We start from the raw sequence: 24,984 nt of genomic DNA, 5'->3' as shown, positions 1-24,984 counted from the left end.
ATATGAAAAATTTATATGATAAAATTCAAGAGAGTACAGATTATATAAAATCTAAAATAGAGCAAGCTCCAGAAGTAGGACTTATATTAGGTTCGGGGTTAGGTGTTTTAGGTGATGAGATAGAAAATCCTGTAAAAATAAAATATGATGAAATACCAAATTTCCCAGTTTCTACAGTAGAAGGACATAATGGACAATTAGTAATAGGAACTTTACAAGGAAAAACTGTTATAGCTATGCAAGGAAGATTCCATTTTTACGAAGGATACTCAATGGAGAGCGTAACATTCCCTGTAAGAGTTATGAAAGCTTTAGGCGTTAAAACTGTAATAGTTACTAATGCAGCTGGTGGAGCAAATAAAGATTTCAAACCAGGAGATTTAATGATAATAAGAGATCATATAAACTTTAGTGGTCATCATCCACTAATAGGATCTAATGATAATAGATTAGGAGTAAGATTCCCTGATATGTCAACAGCATATACTCCAAAGTATGTAGAATTAGCAAAAGAATGTGCTAAAGATTTAGGAATACAAGTAAGAGAAGGCGTATACACTTTCTTTAGTGGCCCAACTTATGAAACACCTGCAGAAGTTAAATTAGCTCAAATTTTAGGATCAGATGCAGTTGGAATGTCAACTGTTCCAGAAGTTATAGTAGCTAGACATTCAAACTTAGATGTTATAGGGATATCTTGTATAACAAATATGGCAGCAGGAATATTAAATCAACCTTTAAATCATGAAGAAGTTATAGAGACAACACAAAAAGTTAAATCAGAATTTTTAAACTTAGTTAAATCAATAGTTAACAAATTATAAGAATTTAACGTAATACAAAACTATAAAATAATGATACAAAGGAGACTCGTTATGAGAATTTATGACATTATAAAAAAGAAAAGAGATGGGGAAGTATTAACTAAAGAAGAAATAAACTTTTTCGTAGAGAAGTACTCTAAAGAAGAGATTCCTGATTATCAGGCATCTGCTCTTTTAATGGCTATATATATAAATAAAATGTCTAAAGAAGAAACTGCGTTTCTAACAGAGGCTATGATGAACTCAGGTGAAGTTATAGATCTATCAGCTATAAATGGAATTAAAGTGGACAAGCATAGTACAGGTGGTGTAGGAGATAAAACTACAATAGCATTAGCACCGTTAGTTGCTGCATGTAAAGCACCAGTTGCTAAGATGTCAGGAAGAGGTCTAGGGCATACTGGAGGAACATTAGATAAACTAGAAGCTATTCCTGGATTTTCTATAGAAATGGAACCAGAAAAATTTATACAATCAGTTAATAAGCATAATATAGCTGTATGTGGACAAACTGCATCTATAGCTGTAGCAGATAAAAAGATGTATGCACTTAGAGATGTAACAGCAACAGTTGATAATATATCATTAATTGCAAGTAGTATAATGTGTAAAAAATTAGCATCTGGAGCTGATGCTATAATATTAGATGTCAAAACTGGAGACGGTGCATTTATGAAAACTATAGAAGATTCATTTGCACTGGCAAAAGAAATGGTTGATATCGGAGATAATATGAATAGAGAAACTATAGCACTTATAACTGATATGGATGAACCGCTAGGATTTGCAGTAGGTAACTCATTAGAAGTTATAGAAGCTATAGAAACTTTAAAAGGAAGAGGACCTAAAGATTTCGTAATGTTATGCGAAACATTAGGTGCATATATGTTACTATTAGCAAAAGTAGTTGATAACTTTGAAGATGGTAAAGCCAAGATTCAAGAAGCTATAACTACAGGAAGTGCACTTGATAAATTAAAAGAATTTATAGAAAATCAAGGTGGAAATAGTAATATAGTTGATGATTATTCTCTTTTACCTCAAGCAAAAGAAATAATGGAAATAAAAGCTCCGAAAACTGGTTATATAGCAAAAATAGAAGCTGAAGAAGTTGGAGTTTCTGCTATGATGCTAGGGGCAGGAAGAGAAACTAAAGAAGATGAACTAGATTTATCCGCAGGTATAGTTTTAACTAAAAAAGTTTCAGACTTTGTAAATGAAGGCGAAACAATAGCATATATGCATTACAATAAATTAGATAAAATTGAAGGAGCAAAAGATAGATTCTTAAAAGCTTATACAATATCTGATGAAAAAGTGGAAGCAGGAAAACTAGTTTATGGGGTTGTAACTAAAGATAAAACTTTAAAATTCTAATAGATATGATTAAAAAAAGCCTAACGTGTAAAAAATAACGTTAGGCTTTTTATTTAGTTTCGACAATTTTATTGAAAATTTTTATTCTTAGATTTATAATATAAAGGATATAAATATACATAAGGAGTAGATAACCCTATGAATTTTAGAAAGGTAAACTTGAAAATAGTAGCTATTATAATAGTAATTATATTGGCTTTAATTGCTGGATATATATATAGTCAAATAGGACCATACAATAAAAGCAGCAAAAAAGAAATAATAGTTGAAATACCTAATGGAGCAACATTAACTGATGTAGCAGATATTTTACAAGAAAATAAATTAATTAAAAATAAAGTTTTGTTTAAAGCTGTAGAAAAGGTAAAACCTAATAAACATGGAGTCAAAGCGGGGACGTATTTATTACGTCAAAGTTATTCAAACTCTAAAATTTTAAGCATACTTACTGATGGAAAAGTTCACAACGATGGAACAAAGGTAACTATACCGGAAGGATTAACTTATAAGGAAGTAATAAAATCTTTAACAGATAAAAAATTAGGAAGTTCTGAAAAATATGAGCAATTAATCAATAATCCTAAAGAATTTTACACTGATTTTGCATTTTTGAAAGAATCTGATATAAAGAACTTAGAGGGATTTTTATATCCTGATACTTATTATTTTGATAAAGAAAGTACAGAAAAAGAAGTTTTATCTGCAATGTTAAAGAGATTTGAACAAGTTTATAATGATAAATTTAAAGAAAAGCAAAAGGAAATGGGATTAACTCTTCAACAAGTTGTAAACTTAGCTTCTATAATAGAAAAGGAAGCTGTTGTAAATGAAGATAGACCTATGATTGCTAGTGTTTTTTATAACAGGTTAAAAATAGGAATGCCTCTTCAGTCAGATGCTACTTTACAATATGCGTTTGATAAAAGAAAAGAAAGAGTAATGTATAAGGATTTAAAAGTTGATTCTCCTTATAATTCTTATTTAAATAAAGGATTACCACCTACTCCTATATGTAGTCCCGGAGTTAAATCGATAGAAGCTGCACTATATCCATCTAATACGGATTATCTATATTTTGTAGCAACTGTAGGAGGAAAGAACAATTACAGCAAAACGTATAAAGAACATTTAAAACATGTAGAAAGTTACAAGCAAGAAAGAGATAAACTTAACGAAGAAAAAACAGAAAAATAAATAAAATATTTGTCCAAAAAGGCAAAGGATTATCGCAAAGCTTAATATAAGTTTTAAGGCGTAACTTTGTCTTTTTTTAGGGCAACTCAAGGAGTTGAAGATATGAGTAATATAGTTGATGATTTAGTTGAAGATTATATAAGAAATACTTTAAGGGATAAAGAAGGGTTACTAAAAGAATTGGAAGAGTATGCTAAAGAGCATAATGTCCCAATAGTTCATAAAGAAGTTTCAGATTTTTTAAAAGTATTATTAAAAGTTCAAAGACCAAAGAGAATTTTAGAAGTTGGTTGTGCAATAGGATACTCATCTATACTATTTGCAACAGTTTTAGATAAAGATGTAGAAATAATAACTGTTGAGAGAAATGAAAAAATGATCGAAAAGGCAAAAGAAAATATCAAAAAAGCTGGATTAGAAAATAATATAACTATATTAGAAGGAGATGCAGAAGAACTTTTAAAACAAGTTGAAGGTGAATTTGACATGATTTTCCTAGATGCAGCTAAAGGACAATATAAGTTATTTTATGATATGATAATAGATAAATTAAAAGTAGATGGACTTTTAATATCTGATAATATTCTGTACAAAGGAATGGTAGCTCATGACAGTTATGTAATCAGAAGAAAAAAAACTATAGTTAAGAGAATGAGAAGTTATCTAGATTATATATGCAATTGTGATTACTTAGACACATCTATAATCCCTATTGGAGATGGAGTTACACTTAGCTATAAAAAGAAAGTAAGAGGTGATTTTAATGCATAAAGTTGAGCTTTTATCATCAGCTAAAGATTTAAATAGCTTGAAATTAGCGTTTGAAAGTGGTGCAGACGCTGTTTATATAGGTGGAGATTCATTTGGAATTGATGCTATAGCTAAAAACTTCTCAAGAGAAGAATTACAGCAAGGCGTTGAATTTGCCCATCACAACAATAAAAAAGTTTATGTAGCTGTTAATGTTATGCCACACAATGAGGACTTCGATAGTTTAACGGATTACTTAGTAGAACTTGAAAAGTTAAACATAGATGGAATAATAGTAACAGATCCTGGGGTTTTAACAATAGCTAAAAATACTATACCTAATGTTAAAATTCACATGGGACAGCAAGCAAACGTAACTAATTTTAATTCAGCTAACTTTTGGTATGACCAAGGAGTTAGAAGGATAATTATCACTAGTGAATTATCTTTTGATGAAATAAGTACAATAAGAGCTAAAACTCCATTAGATATGGAAATAGAAACTTTTGTCCATGGACCTATATGTATATCTTATTCAGGAAGAAGGCTTTTAAGTAGCTACTTAGGAAGTAAAGATAATGTAGAGTACAAAGAAGGAAACAATAAGTATAACTTATTAGAAGAAAAAAGACAAGGGGAATACTACCCAGTTTTTGAAGATGAAAAAGGAACTTTCTTATTTAACTCAAAAGACCTATGTATGTTAAACTTTGTACCTGACTTTGTAAAAGCAGGTGTGAGTAGTTTAAAAATAGATTCAAGATTACAAAGCGACGAATACTTAGAAACAGTTATAAAAGTCTATAGAAAAGCTCTAGATGAATTTTATAAAAACCCTAATGAATGGGAATTCAATCCTATTTGGTTAGAGCAAATAAAAGAAAAAAGTCATAGACCATTGACACATGGATTCTACACAGGCGAAGCTATGCCAGATGATTATGAATAAATAAAAAATTTTTAAGGAGAGATTCAAAGATGACAAAGGACAAAAAGACACTGATAATAGGTATTACAGGTGGGACAGGATCAGGAAAAAGTACAGTTTGCAAATCAATAAAGGAAAGTATACCAGAAGAAAACATAGCTATAATAGAACAAGATGCGTACTACAAAGATCAAGCGCATTTATCATTTGAAGATAGATTAAAGACTAACTATGACCATCCATTAGCTTTTGATAATAAATTATTAATAAAGCACTTAGATATGTTATGTAATGGAGAAAGTATAGAAAAACCTATATATGACTATGAACTTCACACTAGAGACTTAGAGAATACTGTAACTACAGAGGCTAAGGACATAGTAATTGTTGAAGGGATAATGATACTTGAAGATGAAGAATTAAGAAATAAGTTAGATATAAAAATATATGTAGATACAGAAGATGATCTAAGAATTTTAAGAAGAATTCAAAGGGATATAAAAGAGAGAGGTAGAACAGTGGATTCTGTTATAGAGCAATATTTAACAACTGTTAAACCTGCACACGATCAATTTATAGAGCCATATAAAAAATATGCAGATATAATAATACCAGAAGGTGGACAAAACGAAGTTGCAATAGATATGGTAATAGCAAGAATAAAAACACAATTACATTAACAATAAATAGTATTAACCCCTTAGAAATTGTCAAGAATTACAATTACTAAGGGGTGATTTTATGTCTAGAAAAAAGAGTTCAATAAAATATACAAGTAAAAACAGAATGTATTCTATATTTGTATTGTTTATATTAATTTATGGATTTTTAATATATAGATTGGTAGACATCCAAATTACACATTCTGACTTTTATAAAAAGTGTGTTAGAGATCAGAGTAGCTCTAGCATAAACTTAAGCTCAGGGAGAGGTACTATATATGATAGAAACAATAAAAAAATAACAGATACTAAAAGTGAAGATATAATAATAATTCAAAAAGATAAAATTAATGTGGATGATGGATATATGGAATTAATACAAGAAGTTACAGGGCTTGATAACTCCCATATATATGAAAAAATACAAGAAAATCCAGTTTCACCAATAGTTGAATTAAAAGTAAGTAAAATGAATGATAACTTAAAAGGTAGATTGGAAAAGGAAAACATAATAATAGACAAAAAGACATATAGGTATTCAGATGAAGATATACTAGCTCATACTATAGGATACATAGATAAAGATAGTAATGGAGTAAGTGGTATTGAAAAAAGTAAAGATGACGTATTAAAAGATAAAAATTTAGACTATGTAGAAGTATTTAAAGCTGGAAGTTCAGGTAATGCAGGTAAGAACAAAAAAATTGGAGTTCTAGATGGTAGTGTAAAAGTAAATGAAAAGAACAAAGATGATAGACATTTAAAGTTAACTATAGATTATGATATTCAAAAAAAATTAGAAAAGCTAGTAGATAAAGAACAAAATCCAAGCTCAGTAGTTATATCTGATGTAAAAAGTGGAGAAGTATTAGCTATGACATCTAGGCCTAATTTTGATAGAGATTCTATAAGTGAATATTTAAAGATGAGTAATGGAGAATTAGAAAATAGAGCTATAAAATATATGTATGCACCTGGTTCTGTATTTAAGATAGTAGTTTTATATGCTGCACTAGAAGAAGGAGTAGTAGATGAAAATTACACTTATACATGTACAGGATCTTCAGAAGTACATAATAGAGTTCTAAAATGTAATAAATTGGAGGGACATGGAACCTTAACTCTAGAACAAGCATTTGCTAACTCTTGTAACACTGCATTTTTAGATATAGCGCTTAAAGTAGGTAAAGAAAAGATAATGGATACTGCTAAAAAACTTCATTTAGATCAGGAAGTAGGAATTGATATATATGGAGAAAAAAGCGGAACTATAAAAGATGAAATAGATATAGTTAACTTATGTATTGGTCAAGGGCAAATGATGTTTACACCGCTTCAAGTTAACCAAATGACGCAAGTGATTGCCAACAATGGAACATATAAGCCTTTACAAATTTATGACAGTATAATAAACAATAAAAAGGAAATCGTAAAGGCATTTAGGTCCACGAAGGAAGATAAAGGAGATATATCTCCATATATTGTAAGTAAAATAAAAAATATGATGAAGTCCGTAGCGAGTGAAGGAACTGCAAAAGAATTAGCTACATTAGAAAAAGGAAGTGGAGTAAAAACAGGAACAACTCAGGCAACTATCAATGTAGAAAATGCGGATAAAACTATGGGCAAAAAAATAATAACACATGGATGGGTAACAGGATTTTACCCTAAAGAAAATCCTAAATATGCAATAACTGTAATAATTGAAGGTACGAAGGATTCTAGCAAGCCTGCAACACCTTTATTTAAAGAGATTTGTGAAACTATATTAAAATAAATTTTTTTATACAAGCAATTTTATCAGGCCACTTTCATATAATTTAAAATGACATGGAAGGAAGAAAGGGGTGGCCTGATTGACTATATTAAAATCTTTTGAAAAACCCTTAACTCCTGAAGAAGAGTATAATTATCTAACTAAATTTAAATTAGAAAAAGATGAATCAGCTAAGGAAGTATTAATTGAAAGAAACATGAGATTAGTAGCGCATATAGCAAAAAAATATAATAACTCAACTGAAGATCAAGATGATCTTATTTCTATAGGGACAATAGGTCTTATAAAAGCTATAGAAACTTATAACGTGGAAAAAGGAACTCGATTAGCTACGTATGCGTCAAAATGTATAGAAAATGAAATATTAATGAACATAAGAACTAACAAGAAAAATAAAGTGCAAGTTTCATTACAAGATCCTATAGGCACTGACAAGGAAGGTAATGAAATAAGTTTAATTGATGTACTTGGTACTGATATAGACCATATTTTAGACCAAGTAGAGTTAAAGGTTCAAATCAGTAAGCTTTATGAAAAATTGGAAAATATATTAAGTCCAAGAGAAAGAGAAATCGTAAAATTAAGATATGGATTAACTCCTCTTGGATATAAAACACAAAGAGAAATTGCTCAAAAGTTGGATATTTCTAGATCATATGTTTCTAGAATAGAAAAACGAGCATTGAAAAAGTTAAGAAAAGAATTAAAATGTGAAAAAAGCCTTAATTAAGGCTTTTTTTGCTCTTAAGAAATAAAAATTATTTTTTTGCTTATTCAAGAAATGACAAAATATTTGGAAAGTATCTGCTAATATAATTGTAAATAGTAAATTAAGGGATAAAAGGTGGGAATATATGATTAATTATACAAGTAATTTTGGGAGAATCTTGGATATAAACTTAATCATTATGATAGCTGCACTCGTAAATGGTATATACATAGGTTTTTTTGAAAAAATTAAAAATACAAAATATATAAACTTTATATATTTTGTAGAAGTTTTGATATATGTATATATAATTTCTAACAATTATAAATTTACAAAAATAGATATGTATATATTAGCTGTATACACGTTTATAAAATCTATGTATTTTTGCTTTATAAGGCACAAATTAAAGATTAAAAACATACAATTTATATCTATAGTGACATTAAATATTATAAGTTTAATTTATATAGGGATTAACTTTAATATATATATATCTTTGAGTATTTTAATGAATTTACTTATATGCAAGTTTTTTATACTAGATAATATGAAAATTAAAAAAGAAAAACTCGATGAAAACATACAAAAACTAAAAAAATTAAATGAAAACATAAGCGTACTAAACTTAAATATAAAAAATGAAGCAGTAAAACAATTTGAATACAAAGAAGATACGTTAAAAATAGAAAAAAATATAAACAAATCTATTGAAGAGTCTGATATGCCTATAGTTATGTTAAATGAAAAAAATAATATGATTTACTGTAATCAGAATTCTTGGAGAAATATTAATCTAAATAAGGTTAATATTTTAAATTATTTATGCACTAATTTTAAAAATGGGCAAGAGTGTATAGATATGATTAATAAAGTAGGAATAAATAGTTTTGAGTCAATAAACTTGTATGATAAAGAAGAAAAGGTATATAGGTTTATATGTACAAAAGAAATAAGAGAAAATAAAGAAATCAAAATATGTATATTTAATGATATAACACAAAGTACTCTAATTCAAAAGCAACTAAATGATAGTGAAGAAAAATATAGAAAGCTTATGGATGTTTTAACTGATGGAGTTATAATTCATGATATGAATGGGATAAAGTATATAAATGACTCAGCATTTAAAATATTAAAAATAGAAAATAATAGAAAAAATATTAGCTTAGAAAATTTAAAAAGTAAAATACACATGAATGAAATAAATCAATTAAATGAAAGTTTAGAAGAAGTAAAACTTGGAAAAGTAAGCAAATGCATAAATAAATTTAAAACTGTGGATAACGTTTTTATAGAATTGATAACTACAAAAATAGAAACTGACGATTCAAATATTTTATTGAGTATAATTGTAGACATAACAGAAATGGAAGAAGCACTTAAGCAATTAGAAGCAAATCAAAAAACATATAGAGCACTAGCACAAAATTTACCAGACGGAATTGTAGTTATAGATAAATACAGTAAAGACTATGTATATCAAAATAAATCCATGATAAAAATTTTAAAAAAAGTTAAAATGGATAGCATAAATAAATTTATAAATGATTATATTTCCAATGAATACTATGGAGAAACTAAAAGGTATGAAATAGATAAAAGTAAAAGTTGTTTTGCAAGTATAACTATAATAGATAGAAAAGAAGAACAACAGTTATTAGCTATAGTAAGACTGCTAGAAAATGAAGAAAGAGTTTTAGAAGCTATAAAAGAACTCGATTTAGTAAATGCTCAACATCATGTAAAAAATGAATTTTTAATAAACACATCTAAATTACTAAAAGACCCTATAAATAATGTAGCTAATATGAATAAGATATTAGAACAAAATAAATCTGAATTTAACTCCAAACATATAGAAAATTACACAAAATTAGTTAAACAAAACTGTTATAGATTACAAAGAGTTATAAACAACATGAATGAAATTGTAGATGTAGAAAATGGAGTTTGCGGCGTTGAATTTGTGTACTGTGACATTATAAATCTTACAAAACATATCGTAGATTGTGTGAATGGCTATTTAAACGATAAAGGTGTATATATTAAATTTAATAGTGATATAAATTATAGTATTTTAAAAATAGATTTAGATAAAGTTCAAAAAATAATTTTAAATTTAATTTCTAATGCTATAAAATTTAGTGAAATTGGGAGCTTGATAGAAGTATATATATACAAAAAAAATGATTTTATAAATATAGCTGTTAAGGACAATGGAGTAGGGATACCTAAAGATAGATTGAAATTTATATTCACTAAGTTTGGACAAGTTGATAAAACCTTATCTAGAAATACAGAAGGGTGTGGAGTTGGATTAACCTTAGTAAAAGCATTTTTAAAATTACAAGGTGGGGATATAAATGTAAATAGTGAGGAAGGTAAAGGTAGCGAGTTTATAATCTCATTAAAAGAGTTTGAAAATATAGATGAAAAAAATTTAGTTGATACAAATGTATTAAAAGATTCTATATTTGAAAATATGCATATAGAGTTTGCTGATATATATTTCTAATAAGGCCATAAATACATAGGGGGCGTAAATTATGGGATATAAGCTGATATATATATTAAATATATCAATTTTACTAGCTAGTGGATTTTATATTTCCTCGTATGCTAGAAAAAATAAAGTTTTCATGAGTTCAATGTTGATAATATCTATAGTTTTGAATTTTATAAATTTAAAGCAATCACCATATTTATATATGGCTGCTACTATTAGTAGTTTTATGGTTATACAATCTATTTATAATTTTAATATTAAAAAATACAAATACAGAGAGCTTAAAATAGGCTCTTTGTGTTTAATATCTTTATTAACAATATTTTTAAATAAAAATTTTTTACAGTTTAACATAGTAATGAATGCATTTATAAGTATAGGATTGTTTTTTATAGTGTTAAGTAGATATTCAAAAAAAGATAGAGACAAGAATAGTCATCTAGTAATTGATTTAAAGATTCTTAAAAATAAAATTAAAGGTAAAAGTGACAATTTAAAAACTAGCAAAAAAGAAACAAAAAAACTATTGGATATATTAAACAATAAAAAAGAAATTTTAAATATAATATTAGAACAAAATAACAAGTGTGTAATTTTAATAGATAAGTACGGATATATTTCAAATGAAGACAGCAGTTTTTCAAATGTTTGGAAAGAATACTCATGTTGCAATTACAAAATAAAGTTTTCACATTTTTTAAATAAGAGTATAGAAAACAGTACGGATGTATTATTAGATGTGCAAAAGGTATATGATATAGGGATTAAGCTAAATAGAGAGATAATTAGCAAAGACAATAGATATTTTGACTGTGAGTATACTCCATTAAAAGTGAACAATCGAATAATTGGAGTTATATGTATAATGACTGATATAACATATAAAAAATATTCACAGAAAATAATTAATTATAACAAAATAAAGTATAAAAAAACTATAGAAACTATACCTCATACTATTGTGGTAACAAGGGATAATGAAATTACATACAACAATAATAATAATTTAGACATAGACATATATGAAGATAGATTAAAAGATTTTATTTTAAATACAAAATCAAAAGGAGGTTTTGAAGGATATTTAAATAAAGATACTAAAAAATACTTAAATATAAATAAAGCTAGTTTTGAAGAAAACAATATAAAAAAAGATATAGCGATAATAAGGGATACTACAGAGTATAATGTGCTTTTGAAAAGCATAGAACAAAGTGCCAAAAACTACATATCTTTAGTTAATGCTATTCCTCAAGGAATATATATATATGATTTTGAAGATAAAAAAACTACTTATGTAAATGAAGTGCTTTTGAATATGTCAGGTTTTGAAAGTTTAAATGAATTTAATGATAGCCATATAATTAAAGACATTTCTTGGGTTTTAAATAAATTTGGACAAGATGTCAAATTTATGCGACATAAGATACAAAATAGAAAAGGAAAATATATAGATGTAGAACTAGGGGGAATTACCCTGGAAATAAATAATAAAATGACATGTATAGGGATAATGAATGATATAACTGAAAAAATTAAGGCTGAAAATATAGAAAGAGAAATAGCTAAGAAAAAACTAGAATATAAACAAAAAAATCATTTTTTTATAAATATGTCGCATGAATTAAAAACTCCATTAAATTTAATAATGTCATCTAATCAATTGATTCAATCTGTTTTCAAAGATGAGATTTTAAGTAATGAAAGCGGATTGATAGCTGCTGTTACGAATTCAGTAAAAAAACAAAGTTATATTTCTCTAAGACTTATAGAAAATATAATGACATTAACTAAATTAGAAGCTGATTTTTACAAACCAGAAGTAGATTGTTATGATGTTGTAAGTTTAGTTGAAGACATAATAATTGAAATTAATAAATATTCAATAGATGATAAAATAAAATTTATATTTGATACAAATATAGAAGAAAAGCTAGTAAGAGTAGATCCTTATGATATAGAAAGAATAATATTACTACTTTTTAGTAAATTGATAAAACAGTCAAAACAAAATAGTACTATATATATTGAGCTTTTAGATAATATAAAAGGCTTAAATATATATATAAAAAATATAGGAGGATATGACAAAGACATATGTCTAAACAATCAATCCAGAGATAATATAAACATGAATGTAGAAGTTGCAAAATCTATAATTAATATTTATGGAGGTGCAATAAATATAGTTGAAAATAAAAATAGTATAGAGATAGATATAAACCTAGATATTAAAGAAAGTTTAGACTATGATGAAAAGAAAATTTGCACACTAAATAAAGAATCTATATACGCTGAATACTCTATGATAAATGCTTTATAAAAATTCGCTTTGCTTGAGCTACTAAAATAGGATATCTCAAATTTAAATTTGAGATATCCTATTTTGAGTTTAAAAAAGAACAATCAAAGCTGTATAATATATATAACAAATGGAAATAAAAGCTAACAGGAGGTAATTATGGATATAAATGCAAAGACTAATTTATTATGTTTAATAGGAAGCCCTGTTGAACATAGTTTTTCACCTAATATACATAACTATTTAATAAAAAAAAATAATCTGAATATGAAATACATGTGCTTTAATGTTAAAAGTGATGAATTGGAAAATGCTATAAAAGGAATTAAAGCTTTAGGTATTAAAGGATGCAATGTAACTATTCCGCATAAAGTGGAAATAATTAAACATTTAGACGCAGTAGATAAGAATGCTTTATTGATTGGAGCTGTAAATACTGTAAAAAATGAAGGCGGAAAGTTAATTGGATACAATACTGATGGTGTTGGGTTTGTAAAATCAATAACAGACAAGGGCTATGATATTAACAATAAAAAAGTTTTAATAATAGGAGCGGGAGGAGCTGCTAGAAGTATAGCTATAGAAATGGCATCAAGTGGAGCTAAAGAGATAAATTTAAGAAATAGAAGTATAAAAAACGCTAAAGGAATATCTGATGTTTTAATTGATAGTTTTGGTATAAATTCAAAATTTTCAACAGATGAAATAACTAAAGATGATTTAGAAAATATAGATATAATAATTAATACGACGCCTATTGGAATGGATAAAGATAAAGATAGTTGTCCAATCGATGAAAACATCAATTTAATTAATAAAGATATACTTGTATGTGACATTGTTTATAATCCTCATGAAACTAAATTTATTTCTTGGGCTAAAAAAAATAAATTTGATATTGTATATGGAATAGATATGCTTATAAATCAAGCTATACAAGGATTTAATATATGGACAGGTATTTATGCAAATGAGCATGAAAAGTTAAAGGATATACTAAAAAATGTATAACTATAAACATAAGAGGAACGGATATTTAATTTTAGAGAATATTGTATCTTTAAGCTTAATAGGAATAATGGCATCACTAGTTGTAAGCATATTTTCAACTAGTGTTTTTAATTTGGAGAAATCATATAATACAAGCAAAATGATAAATTTGGCAAAAAAAGAAATGTGTAGCATAGAGTATGTAATTCAAAACAATAAAGAAGAAAATTTATTTAAAAGGACTAGCAAAAATATTGAAGGATACACTGTAAAATCAGAAGTGATAAAAGAAAGAGATTACTTTAATTGTTATCGTGTTTCTGTTTGTGTTAGTTGTGAAGAGAAAGAAATGATGATAGATAGTTATGTGGTGAGAACATGAAAAAAAGAAATGGATCAGTGATGGTAGTAACATTATTGTGTTGCTTTATATTAAGTTGTATATGCTTAGGATGTATAGAACTGGTTAAAACAAATAATGATATAGTTTCTACAAAGGAAAAGTCAGTGAAGATGGAATATGAGGTAAAAGGAGGCATGAATTTAGGATACAGCAAAATTGTAGAAGAAGTTAATAATTTAATTGAAAATAATATAGAAGAGAATGATTTAGAATGCAATTTTAAAAATCACTTTTTAGGAAATAACAAAATAAAAATAATAAAATCTATAGAATCTATGGGAGATAATCAATTAAAAATAAGAGTTGTAAATAATGACATTTACCTAGACGATGGTTATATAAAATTAGATATAGAATCGAAAAAAGAAGATAACAACTTTAAAAAGACTGCTATATGCTCAGTGAAAATAAATATTAAATCAACCGAAAAAAATGAAAAGAGAGTATTCAAATATAATTATAAGGAGACTTAGAGATATGAAAAGAGAAGGAATGTGACTTTAGTTGAAGTTGTAATAGGTATAGGAATAATTATGACTATATTAATAATAAGTTTTCCAAAAGAAAAATCACAAAAATATGAAATTGATTCTTTTACAAGACAGCTAGTAGGAGATATAAGATATGTTAGAAGTATGAATTCAAATGGAAATCTTAGTGTTTTTCTAGAAAATATTAGTACACAAGATAATCCTAGATATGTAATAAAAGAAAATACCGACATAGTGAAAACGGTATACCTGCCTAAAAATTCGAGTTTATCATATCCATCACCAACAATAAAATTCAAATCAGATGGAACACTTAGCTCAAAAGGAGAAACCATAATAATTGATTCTAAAGATAGAAAAATAAAAATAACTATAATTCCATTTAGTGGAAGAGTTTTATTAAAAGAGGATATATATGAAACGTAGAGAGGGTTATCTTATATTAGAAATTTCAATATCTATGTTAATAACGAGTATCGTATTAATTATATTATACAGTTTATTATTTACTTCAATGAATATGTACAAAAGAATTTACAGTAGTATAGAAATACAACAGCAGGGTTTAGAAATTCAAAAGCATATGGAAAAAGAGCTAAGTGGAGATATAGAAATAACTGATGTAAAAACAGAAAATAGTCAAATTCTAACTGGTAAGGAGTTTGAATTTACAAAAGTAAAATCTATTTACTATAAATCCAAAACAAATTTGGAATGCAATGACTGTGATGAACTATTTTTAAATAAAAAAACTAAGAAGCTTTTTATAAAGAGAATGGGATACAAATCAGGATATGAAGTAGGAGATTATATAGATGACATATACATATCTAAAGAAAAAGATGGTAGAATTGTTAATATAAAATTAGAACTATCTAAGAATAAACAAAAACATTGCATTGAATTTTCAATATACAATGATGATATAGGAGAACTTATATGAAAAATATAATCTTAATTGGATTTATGGGGACTGGAAAGACTACCGTTGGAAAGGAATTAGCTAGACTTAAAGATATGGATTTTTTAGATATGGATTTAGAGCTTGAAAAAAAAGAAAATAAAACAATAAACCAAATTTTCAAAGAACATGGAGAAGCATATTTTAGAGAGAAAGAATTAGACTTACTTAAAGAAATATCTTGTCTAGAAAATACTATAATATCTACTGGGGGTGGGATTATAGAGAATGAAAGAAGTGCTAAAGTTTTAAAAAATATGAAAACTGTAATATGGTTAGATGGAAAAGTTAATACTATAGTTAACAATTTAGAAAATGAAATAGACAAAAGACCAAAACTAAAAGATATAAATGATTTAAAAAACTATATCCAAGAACTATTAAATCACAGATATGAAAAATATAGAAAATGTTCAGATATCAAAATAAATATTGATGATAAAAATATAGCCCAAGTAGTTAGGGAGATACTTGTTTATATTTAACAAAATATGTTATTATATAGAGTATAAACGAGTTTTTATCAAAAGGTTGGTGGATGCTATAAAAATATTAATAATTAATGGTCCTAATTTAAATATGTTAGGAAAAAGAGAACCTGATGTATATGGGAAAAATACATTAGAAGATTTAGAATATAGCATAAAACAAACATTTAAAGATACTATTGATTTTGAATTTTTTCAAAGTAATCATGAAGGATGTATAATAGATAAATTACATGAGGCTAATTGTAATTTTGATGGAATTATTATAAATCCTGGAGCGTTTACACATTATAGCTATGCTATAGCAGATGCCATAAAATCTATTAGTACTAAAGTAGTAGAAGTACATATATCAAATGTGCACAAAAGAGAAGAGTTTAGACAAAAAAGCGTAACAGCTAGTGCGTGCATAGGACAAATTACAGGATTTGGATTTTATGGATATATTTTAGGGGTAAATGCAATAATAAATTGTGAGGTGGGTATAGGTGAAAAATAGAGTTTTAAAATTAAGAGCAGAGATGGAAAGATTAAACTTAGATGCAATTTTAATTGAAGAGTCTAAAAATAAAAGATACATATCTGGATTTACAGGAACTGCTGGTTCTATAATAATAACTAAAGAAAAAAACATATTATTTACAGACTTTAGATATACACAACAAGCTAAAAATCAAACAGAGGATTTTGAAATAGTTGAAATATCTAGAACAAACCCAATCACAAATTTCTTGAAAGAAATGGATATGAAAAGACTAGGATTTGAAGATGATAAAATGAGTTTTTCAACATATTCAAATTATAAAGAAGCTTTATCTAGTACAGAAATGGTTCCATTAAAAGGATTAATGCTAGATTTAAGAGCTATAAAGGATGAAAAAGAATTAGAGGTTATAAGACAAGCTTCTAAAATTGCAGATAATGGATTTAAATATATATTAGGATTTATTAAGCCAGGAATGAAGGAAAGTGACGTAGCTTTAGCGCTTGAGTTTTTCATGAGAAAACAAGGTGCAACTGGAGTATCATTTGATTTTATAATAGCATCAGGAAAAAGATCATCTATGCCTCATGGAGTAGCTAGCGATAAAGTTATAGAGTTAGGCGATTTCGTAACAATAGATTTTGGATGTGTATATAATGGATATTGCTCAGATATGACAAGAACTATAGTTGTAGGAAAAGCTAATGAAAAGCAAAAGGAAATATACAATATAGTATTAGAAGCTCAATTAAAGGTTATAGAAGCTGCGAAAGCTAATATGAGTGGAATAGAACTTGACAATATCGCAAGACAATATATAATTGAAAAAGGATATGGTGATAAATTTGGTCATGGCTTAGGACACGGAATAGGCCTTGATGTACATGAACTTCCAAATGTTAATACATTAGGAGAAAAGTTATTAAAGCCTAATATGGTTATAAGTGATGAGCCAGGTATATACATAGAAGATTTTGGTGGTGTAAGAATTGAAGATCTACTTATAATAACAGAAGATGGATGTGAAGTATTAAATTCATCACCAAAGGAATTAATAGAATTAGAATTTTAAGTATAATTATGGAGGGACACATATGGTAACAGCAGGTGATTTTAGAAAAGGTGTAACGTTTGAGAAGGATGGTCAACCATGTTTAATAGTTGATTTCCAACATGTTAAGCCAGGAAAAGGTGCTGCGTTTGTCAGAACTAAGTACAGAAACTTAAAAACAGGAGCAATAAGAGAAGAAGCTTTTAACCCAAGTGACAAGTTCCCTAAAGCTCATATAGACACTAGACAAATGCAATATCTATACAACGATGGTGAGTTATACTACTTTATGGATAACGAAACTTTCGAACAAATACCACTAGACTATGGAAAAGTTGAAGATGCAATCAAATTCTTAAAAGAAAATGAAACTGCAACAATAAGATTCTACCAAGGGCAACCATTCCAAGTAGAAGCTCCAAACTTTGCAGAACTTGAAATAGTTGAAACAGAGCCAGGAATCAAAGGAGATACTGCAAGTAACGTTACTAAGTCAGCTACAGTTGAGACTGGTGCAGTAGTTCAAGTACCTTTATTCATAAATACAGGAGATAGAATAAAGATAGATACAAGAACTGGAGAATATTTATCAAGAGTTTAATAATTTATGAATATAAAAGCTTATATATCTAATAATAGATATATGGGCTTTTAAATTTATACAAAAAAATAAGGAAAGTGAGGGGTTTTAATGAAATATTTATATGAAGAAGTTGCATACTTAAAAGGTCTTGCAGAGGGATTAGAAATAAGTGAAGAAACAAAAGAAGGCAAAATAATAAATAAAATAGTAGATGTTTTAGAAAGTTTTGCAGATGCAATAGTAGAATTAGAAGAAGAACAAATAGAACTTATAGATTATGTAGAATCTATAGACGAAGATTTATCAGATATAGAAGATGATATATACGAAGAAGATGAAGACGATGAAGACGATGAAGATGATGATGAAGAATATAACTACATAGAAATGGAATGCCCTAATTGTAATGATTTTGTAGAGATAGATGAGGACTTACTATATAATGAAGACATAGATATAGTATGCCCTAATTGTCAAGCGGTTATATTATCATCAGAAGATGAGTGTGAATGCTCAGATGAATGTATATGTGATTGCGATTGTCATGAGGAAAAATAAAACTGTATAAGTAAAGAATTTATAGAGCCTATGAAGTTATATAAGATTCATAGGCTTTTTTACGCCTAATTAAATTACATTTACTAAAAAATAATGGATAACTTATAACTCTTAGTTATGCTAATATTATATATTTTGAGCGTAAAAAAGTTTATATTATGTTTTGCAATAATTTTAGAAAAATAGTACACTATAGTCTATAGATATTTAAATGGAGGTAAATAAATGAAAATAAAATCAAGTATATTAGTTAATATATCAAAATTTGAAGATATTATTAAATATAAATTTAAAAATAAAAAATTTATATTAGAGGCATTAACACATAGTTCATACTCTAATGAGAATAAATCTTATTTATTCAATGAAAGATTAGAATTCTTAGGAGATTCAGTGCTAGGAATAGTAATAAGTGATTATTTATTCCAAAAGGAACAGGATTTACCAGAAGGTGAGTTAACAAAATTAAGAGCCAATATAGTTTGTGAAGAGTCTTTAAGTGACGTTGCTAAAGAAATAAATTTAGGAAGCCACATTCTTTTAGGAAGAGGAGAAGAAGCTACGGGAGGTAGAGATCGTATATCTATACTAGCCGATGCATTTGAGGCTGTAATAGCTGCAATATACCTAGATGGCGGAATTGAAAATGCAAAAGAATTTATATTAGATCACATGGAAGCTATAATTCAAGACTCTATAAAAGGAAGAATCTTCAGAGACTATAAGACTCATTTACAAGAGGTTGTACAAAGTAAAGGTGAAAGTATAATTTCATATAACTTAGTGGAAGAAATTGGACCAGACCATAATAAACGATTTGTAATGGAAGTTACTTTAGACGGTGAAGTTTTAGGAAGAGGAGAAGGTAAGAGCAAAAAAGAGGCAGAACAATCAGCTGCAAAACAAGCATTAAGAAGGATGATTTAATATGAAAAAGAGAATTATACCTATATTTGTGCCTCATAGGGGATGCCCTCATGATTGTATTTTCTGTAATCAAAAGAAAATTACTGGAGTAAGCACAGATATTACAAGTGAAGATGTAAGAAATATAATTGAAGAATATTTAACTACAATAGATAAAGATGCAAGTATTGAAATTGCATTTTTTGGAGGTAGTTTTACTGCTATAGATATGGATGTTCAAAGAAGTTTACTTTCTGTAGCTAAGGAATATGTAGATAAAAATATCGTAGATGATATAAGGATGTCTACGAGACCTGATTGTATAAATGATGAAATACTAACTATGCTAAAAGAATACAAAACAAGTATTATAGAACTAGGAGTTCAATCCTTAGATGAGAAAGTATTAATAGATAGTGTAAGAGGTCATAGTGATGAAGATGTATTTAAAAGCTCAAAGCTTATAAAGGATTATGGTATAAATTTAGGATTACAGATGATGGTAGGGTTACCATCAGACACAGAAGAAAAATGCATAAAAACAGCAAAAAAATTTATAGAATTAAAACCGGATTGCGTAAGAGTATATCCTACTTTAGTAGTTAAAGAGACAGGTCTTGAAAAGCTATTAAAGGAAGGCAAATATAATTCATTTACACTTGAGAAAAGTATAGATATAGTAAAAAAAGTTTTGGTTTTATTTTATATAAACAATATAAATGTAATTAGAGTTGGATTGCAAGCAACTGAAGATATAGCAATAGGAAAAGAAGTTCTTGCAGGCCCATACCATCCAGCTTATAGAGAGTTAGTTGAAAGTAAGATGTATGGAGATTTTATTGAACACTTAATTAAAACATATGAGGTTAAGAAAAAATTAGTAGTTTTAGTTAACAAAAGAAATGTATCTAGAATATTAGGAAATAAAAAATCTAATGTAATAGAAATAAAAGAAAAATACGATGTTTTATTAAAAACTAAGGAAGCAAATTTAGATATAAATGAATTAGAATTTGTATTAGATGATGAAAAAACTATAAAGTTTGATACAAAAGATATATATATGAAATTAAGCGATATATACAACCTTTAGTTTTATTTTGAAGGGAGAGAAAGGTATTGTATTTAAAAAGATTAGAACTTAAAGGATTTAAATCCTTTCCAACTAAAACAGATGTGCTTTTTAACGAAGGTATAACAGCTATAGTTGGTCCAAATGGAAGTGGAAAAAGTAATATATCAGATGCAGTAAGATGGGTATTAGGGGAGCAAAGTATAAAAAGTTTAAGAGGCGATAAGCTAGAAGATGTAGTGTTTGCCGGAACAGACACAAAAAAAGCAATGAACTACTGTGAGGTAGCATTAACTATAGATAATAGTGATAAAAAATTAGACATAGAATATAGTGAAATTACTATAAAAAGAAGAGCTTACAGAAGTGGGGAAAGTGAGTTTTTCTTAAATAATAAGTCGTGTAGATTAAAGGATATAAAAGAATTACTATTAGATACAGGAATAGGTAAAGATGGATATTCTATAATAGAACAAGGTAAAGTTGATGAAATTTTAAGTAATAACCCTGTAAATAGAAGAAAAGTATTTGATGAAGCCTGTGGAATATCAAAATATAGATATAAAAAACAAGAAGCGGAAAGAAACTTAAAGAATACAAAAGAAAACTTAAATAGAATAGAAGATATATATGTTGAGATAGAGAATCAGTTAAAACCTTTAGAAACTCAACAGAAAAAAGCTATAAAATATTTAGAAATAAAAGAAGAGTTAAAAAAGATTGAAGTAAATAGTTATATAAGTGAAATTGAAGAATTAGAGGTTCAAGCAAAAGAAACATTGAATCATGATAAAGTGCTGAAAGATCAAATGGTTTCGGTTAAATCTAAAAAAGAAACTTTAGAAAAATCTATAACTGATTGTGATGAGGAACTTGAAGAAATTGATGTTAAAATAAACAAGACTATTGAATATATAAACACTATAAAAGGTGTAATAAACAAAAAATATTCAGAACTTAGCGTTCTTAATGAAAAGATAAAAAATTGTAACAGTGATATACAAAGATATACAAATGAAATTAGCTATATAAACAAAAAAATAAGTGATGATAGTTTAGAATTAAAAAAATTAAATGAAAGTAAAGATAATGCTTTTAAAAATTTAAAAGATATAGAAAATAAAATAGACGAAGTTGAAATAAAGAATAAAGATAAAAAAGAAAGAATAAACAAAGTAAGTCAGACTATTGAAACTTTAAAAGATGAAATAATAAACTTACTAGATATTAAACAAAATAGTGCAAATAAACTATCTACTTTAAATGCAAATATTGAGAATATAGAAAATAGAACTAAAACTATAGATATAGATATAGAACATATACAAAAAAATATATGTAATAAAAAAGATGAAATATCAAAATTTAATTCTCAAAAACAAGAAAAATTAAGTTTAATAGAAAACTTAAAACAAGAATTTGAAGATATTAATAAAAAGGTAAATTCTCTGAAAATAGAATATGACAAAATAAGTAGTGATATACAAGGCTCTAAACTTAAAATAAATGAATATAACTCTAAATTAAACATATACACTGATATGGAAAAGCACTATGAAGGATTTAATAAAGGTGTAAAAGAAGTGTTAAAGAATAAAAATTTAGAAGGTATATATGGAGCATTAGGTCAGGTTATATCATCTAGTCAAAAATATGAAAAAGCACTAGAAGCATCGCTTGGAAGTTATATGCAAAATATAATAACTAAAGATGAAAATAGCGCTAAAAGTGCTATAAATTACTTAAAGAAAAATAATTTAGGAAGAGTTACATTCTTACCTTTAAATATAATTAAATCTAATAAAATAGATAAAAATGCAATAAAAAGCAGTACTAAATACATAGGCATAGCGAGTGAATTAGTTAAGTTTGATGAAGAGTATAAAAATATAATTGAAAATGTTTTAGGAAGAACGATAGTTATAGGAACTATGGATGAAGCTATAAAGTTTGCTAGAGAAACTAACCATAGATATAAAGTTGTAACTTTAGATGGAGAAATTCTAAATCCAGGAGGATCTTTAACTGGAGGAACAGTAAGAACTAATGGAAATATACTTTCAAGAAAAAGATTGATAGAAGAGTTTAAAGAGAATATAGAAAAAGAAAAAGAAAAACTAAATTCATTAGAACAAGAAAAAACTAGTTTAAGAGGCTCTATAGATTCGAACCTTACAAAAATCGAAAAAATAAATAATGAATTACGTGAAAGTGATAAAAATGTAGTTGTTATTAATGCAAATATAAAAAGCGCAAATGACGAAGTTTTAAATTTAAATAATAATTTAAATAAATTTGAAAATGAGAAGTTAAGCTTAGGTGAAAATTTAGAATATACACTAACAAAAACTAAGTCATTAAAAGAAAATATAAATGAAATAGAACAAAAGCATCTGTTAAATAAAAATGAAATAGACACATTAAATTCAAAATTAAAAGAAATAAATGATGGTTATGAAGTAGATAAAAGCAGATTCGACGATTTAAATATAGAATGTGCTAAATTAAATCAAATTCACCAAGCTACAATAAAGGATATAGATAGAATTCAAAAAGAAATAAAATCACAAAATGATGTCCTTAGAACTACAAAAGAACAACTTGAAGAAAGTAAATCTAATACTGTTAAAATTCAAGATCAGATTAAAATTGAAACTTCAGAAAAAGAAAACTTAGAGAATCAAATTATAGATGAAAATAAAAAATTAAGTCTGCAAAAAGAACAAAAAGATTCTATTAAGAAAAATAGAGACGCTATAACTACTGAATCTAAAAATATAGATAGACAGTATATAGAAATTAAAGAAAGTTTATTTAAGATAGAAAATAAAATAGAAAGACTAAGATCATCTAAAGAAAATTATATAGCTAAACTTATAGAAGAATACGAATTAAGTTTAGAGGAAGCAAAGGCATTAAAAGATGAATCTGTAGTTATTGATAAAAAAGAGCTAGAAAACCTAAAAAGACAAATAAAAAGTCTTGGAAATGTAAATATAGACTCTATAAAAGAATATGAAGAAATAAAAGAAAGATATGATTTTTATAGTGAACAAAAGAAAGATTTAGAAGAATCTATAGAAGTTATATATAAACTTATTAAAGAACTAGAAGAAAATATGAAAAGAGAGTTTAATGAAAACTTTATCTTAATAAATGAAAACTTTAAAGTTGTTTATAAAAAATTATTTGGTGGAGGAAATGGAGAACTTAGAATAGTAGATAAAGATAATATTCTAGAAAGTGACATAGAAATAGTAGCTCAACCACCTGGTAAGAAAATGAAAAATTTAAATCTTTTATCAGGAGGAGAAAAAGCACTTACTGCAATAAGTATATTATTTTCAATAATATTAGCTAAGCCAACTCCGTTTTGTATACTAGATGAAATAGAAGCCCCACTAGATGATGCAAACATATATAGATTTGGAGAGTTTTTAAAAGAACTATCTAAAGATACCCAATTTATATCTATAACTCATAGAAGAGGTACTATGGAGGTTGCAGACTATATATATGGAGTTACAATGCAAGAAAAAGCAATCTCTAAGGTAATAAGCCTAGATCTAAAAGAAGCTAAAAAATTAACTGAAGATATAATATAAGGAGGCAAAATGTTTAAGAAGTTATTCAAATTTGGAAAGAAAAAAGAAGAAGAAACTGTAGTTGAAGAAGATATTCAAATCGATGAAGTTAGTGAAGAATCAGCTACTGATGAAGAAGAGCAAAAAGAAGAACTAGTAGAGTCTGAAGAAGAAAACAAAGAAGAAACTGTAGTTGAAGGTGCAGACTTTGAATTAGAAGAAAAACATCATTTAGATGAAGAGTCAGAAAATAAAGAAGAAATAATAGATATTGACAATGAAGAGCAAATTGAACAAACTTCGCTAGAAGAAGTAGAAGAAGTAGAAGAAGTAGAAGAAGTAGAAGAAGTAGAAGAAGTAGAAGAAGTAGAAGAAGTAGAA

Annotated in this window: 23 protein-coding genes and 1 pseudogene; all 24 read left to right on the top strand. The window is 26.8% G+C overall.

Annotation, left to right across the window (positions count from 1 at the left end; translation table 11 throughout):
- Positions 1 to 2 precede the first annotated feature (2 nt).
- The gene (locus GFJ41_RS09770) at positions 3 to 824 is read left to right on the top strand and encodes a purine-nucleoside phosphorylase (RefSeq protein ID WP_021429593.1); all 822 of its coding nucleotides are present in this window, start codon (positions 3 to 5) and stop codon (positions 822 to 824) included.
- A 51-nt stretch (positions 825 to 875) separates the two neighbouring features.
- Complete coding sequence (locus GFJ41_RS09765; RefSeq protein WP_170075229.1) at positions 876 to 2,201, top strand: pyrimidine-nucleoside phosphorylase; 1,326 nt, start codon at positions 876 to 878, stop codon at positions 2,199 to 2,201.
- 138 nt (positions 2,202 to 2,339) lie between these two features.
- Entirely contained in the window at positions 2,340 to 3,395 is a 1,056-nt protein-coding gene (gene mltG / locus GFJ41_RS09760) for an endolytic transglycosylase MltG (RefSeq protein WP_170075228.1), read from the top strand.
- Between the two features lie 102 nt (positions 3,396 to 3,497).
- Positions 3,498 to 4,166, top strand: a complete 669-nt coding sequence (locus GFJ41_RS09755) for an O-methyltransferase (protein ID WP_021429657.1) — start codon at positions 3,498 to 3,500, stop codon at positions 4,164 to 4,166.
- Positions 4,159 to 5,094, top strand: coding sequence for a peptidase U32 family protein (locus tag GFJ41_RS09750; RefSeq protein ID WP_170075227.1), 936 nt, complete (start codon positions 4,159 to 4,161; stop codon positions 5,092 to 5,094). The genes GFJ41_RS09755 and GFJ41_RS09750 overlap by 8 nt, the downstream gene beginning before the upstream one ends.
- A gap of 29 nt (positions 5,095 to 5,123) precedes the next feature.
- Complete coding sequence (gene udk, locus GFJ41_RS09745; RefSeq protein WP_021429643.1) at positions 5,124 to 5,753, top strand: uridine kinase; 630 nt, start codon at positions 5,124 to 5,126, stop codon at positions 5,751 to 5,753.
- A gap of 61 nt (positions 5,754 to 5,814) precedes the next feature.
- A complete protein-coding gene (locus GFJ41_RS09740) occupies positions 5,815 to 7,512 on the top strand; it encodes a peptidoglycan D,D-transpeptidase FtsI family protein (RefSeq protein WP_170075226.1) in 1,698 nt (565 codons plus the stop codon).
- A 79-nt stretch (positions 7,513 to 7,591) separates the two neighbouring features.
- Complete coding sequence (gene sigK / locus GFJ41_RS09735; protein ID WP_021429616.1) at positions 7,592 to 8,242, top strand: RNA polymerase sporulation sigma factor SigK; 651 nt, start codon at positions 7,592 to 7,594, stop codon at positions 8,240 to 8,242.
- A 124-nt stretch (positions 8,243 to 8,366) separates the two neighbouring features.
- The gene (locus GFJ41_RS09730; RefSeq protein WP_170075225.1) at positions 8,367 to 10,739 is read left to right on the top strand and encodes a PAS domain-containing sensor histidine kinase; all 2,373 of its coding nucleotides are present in this window, start codon (positions 8,367 to 8,369) and stop codon (positions 10,737 to 10,739) included.
- Positions 10,740 to 10,770: 31 nt separating this feature from the next.
- Entirely contained in the window at positions 10,771 to 13,053 is a 2,283-nt protein-coding gene (locus tag GFJ41_RS09725) for a sensor histidine kinase (protein ID WP_170075224.1), read from the top strand.
- A gap of 138 nt (positions 13,054 to 13,191) precedes the next feature.
- Positions 13,192 to 14,043, top strand: coding sequence for a shikimate dehydrogenase (aroE, locus tag GFJ41_RS09720; RefSeq protein WP_170075223.1), 852 nt, complete (start codon positions 13,192 to 13,194; stop codon positions 14,041 to 14,043).
- Positions 14,036 to 14,404 carry a type II secretion system protein gene (locus tag GFJ41_RS09715; protein WP_170075222.1) on the top strand — a complete coding sequence of 123 codons (369 nt, stop codon included), beginning with the start codon at positions 14,036 to 14,038 and terminating at the stop codon, positions 14,402 to 14,404. Before aroE ends, GFJ41_RS09715 begins: the two co-directional genes overlap by 8 nt.
- Positions 14,401 to 14,898, top strand: coding sequence for a hypothetical protein (locus GFJ41_RS09710; protein WP_170075221.1), 498 nt, complete (start codon positions 14,401 to 14,403; stop codon positions 14,896 to 14,898). Before GFJ41_RS09715 ends, GFJ41_RS09710 begins: the two co-directional genes overlap by 4 nt.
- A gap of 21 nt (positions 14,899 to 14,919) precedes the next feature.
- A complete protein-coding gene (locus GFJ41_RS09705; protein ID WP_170075220.1) occupies positions 14,920 to 15,342 on the top strand; it encodes a hypothetical protein in 423 nt (140 codons plus the stop codon).
- A complete protein-coding gene (locus GFJ41_RS09700) occupies positions 15,332 to 15,859 on the top strand; it encodes a hypothetical protein (RefSeq protein WP_170075219.1) in 528 nt (175 codons plus the stop codon). The genes GFJ41_RS09705 and GFJ41_RS09700 overlap by 11 nt, the downstream gene beginning before the upstream one ends.
- Positions 15,856 to 16,362, top strand: coding sequence for a shikimate kinase (locus GFJ41_RS09695; protein WP_170075218.1), 507 nt, complete (start codon positions 15,856 to 15,858; stop codon positions 16,360 to 16,362). Before GFJ41_RS09700 ends, GFJ41_RS09695 begins: the two co-directional genes overlap by 4 nt.
- A 49-nt stretch (positions 16,363 to 16,411) precedes the next feature.
- Positions 16,412 to 16,864, top strand: coding sequence for a type II 3-dehydroquinate dehydratase (aroQ, locus tag GFJ41_RS09690; protein ID WP_332840796.1), 453 nt, complete (start codon positions 16,412 to 16,414; stop codon positions 16,862 to 16,864).
- Complete coding sequence (locus tag GFJ41_RS09685) at positions 16,854 to 17,921, top strand: M24 family metallopeptidase (RefSeq protein WP_170075217.1); 1,068 nt, start codon at positions 16,854 to 16,856, stop codon at positions 17,919 to 17,921. The genes aroQ and GFJ41_RS09685 overlap by 11 nt, the downstream gene beginning before the upstream one ends.
- A 22-nt stretch (positions 17,922 to 17,943) precedes the next feature.
- Positions 17,944 to 18,501, top strand: a complete 558-nt coding sequence (efp, locus tag GFJ41_RS09680; RefSeq protein WP_170075216.1) for an elongation factor P — start codon at positions 17,944 to 17,946, stop codon at positions 18,499 to 18,501.
- Positions 18,502 to 18,591: 90 nt separating this feature from the next.
- Complete coding sequence (locus GFJ41_RS09675) at positions 18,592 to 19,041, top strand: CD1247 N-terminal domain-containing protein (RefSeq protein ID WP_170075215.1); 450 nt, start codon at positions 18,592 to 18,594, stop codon at positions 19,039 to 19,041.
- Between the two features lie 225 nt (positions 19,042 to 19,266).
- A complete protein-coding gene (rnc, locus tag GFJ41_RS09670; RefSeq protein ID WP_148549811.1) occupies positions 19,267 to 19,968 on the top strand; it encodes a ribonuclease III in 702 nt (233 codons plus the stop codon).
- 1 nt (position 19,969) lies between these two features.
- The gene (locus GFJ41_RS09665; protein ID WP_170075214.1) at positions 19,970 to 21,040 is read left to right on the top strand and encodes an elongator complex protein 3; all 1,071 of its coding nucleotides are present in this window, start codon (positions 19,970 to 19,972) and stop codon (positions 21,038 to 21,040) included.
- A 26-nt stretch (positions 21,041 to 21,066) separates the two neighbouring features.
- Complete coding sequence (smc, locus tag GFJ41_RS09660) at positions 21,067 to 24,624, top strand: chromosome segregation protein SMC (protein WP_170075213.1); 3,558 nt, start codon at positions 21,067 to 21,069, stop codon at positions 24,622 to 24,624.
- A gap of 9 nt (positions 24,625 to 24,633) precedes the next feature.
- A pseudogene (locus tag GFJ41_RS09655) lies at positions 24,634 to 24,984 on the top strand (signal recognition particle-docking protein FtsY); the annotation flags it as partial.

This window comes from Paraclostridium dentum (assembly GCF_012922555.1).
In the GTDB taxonomy this organism is placed as follows: domain Bacteria; phylum Bacillota; class Clostridia; order Peptostreptococcales; family Peptostreptococcaceae; genus Paraclostridium; species Paraclostridium dentum.
Note: the sequence above shows the minus strand (reverse complement) of the source record. Positions and strands in the feature narration are given on the sequence as shown.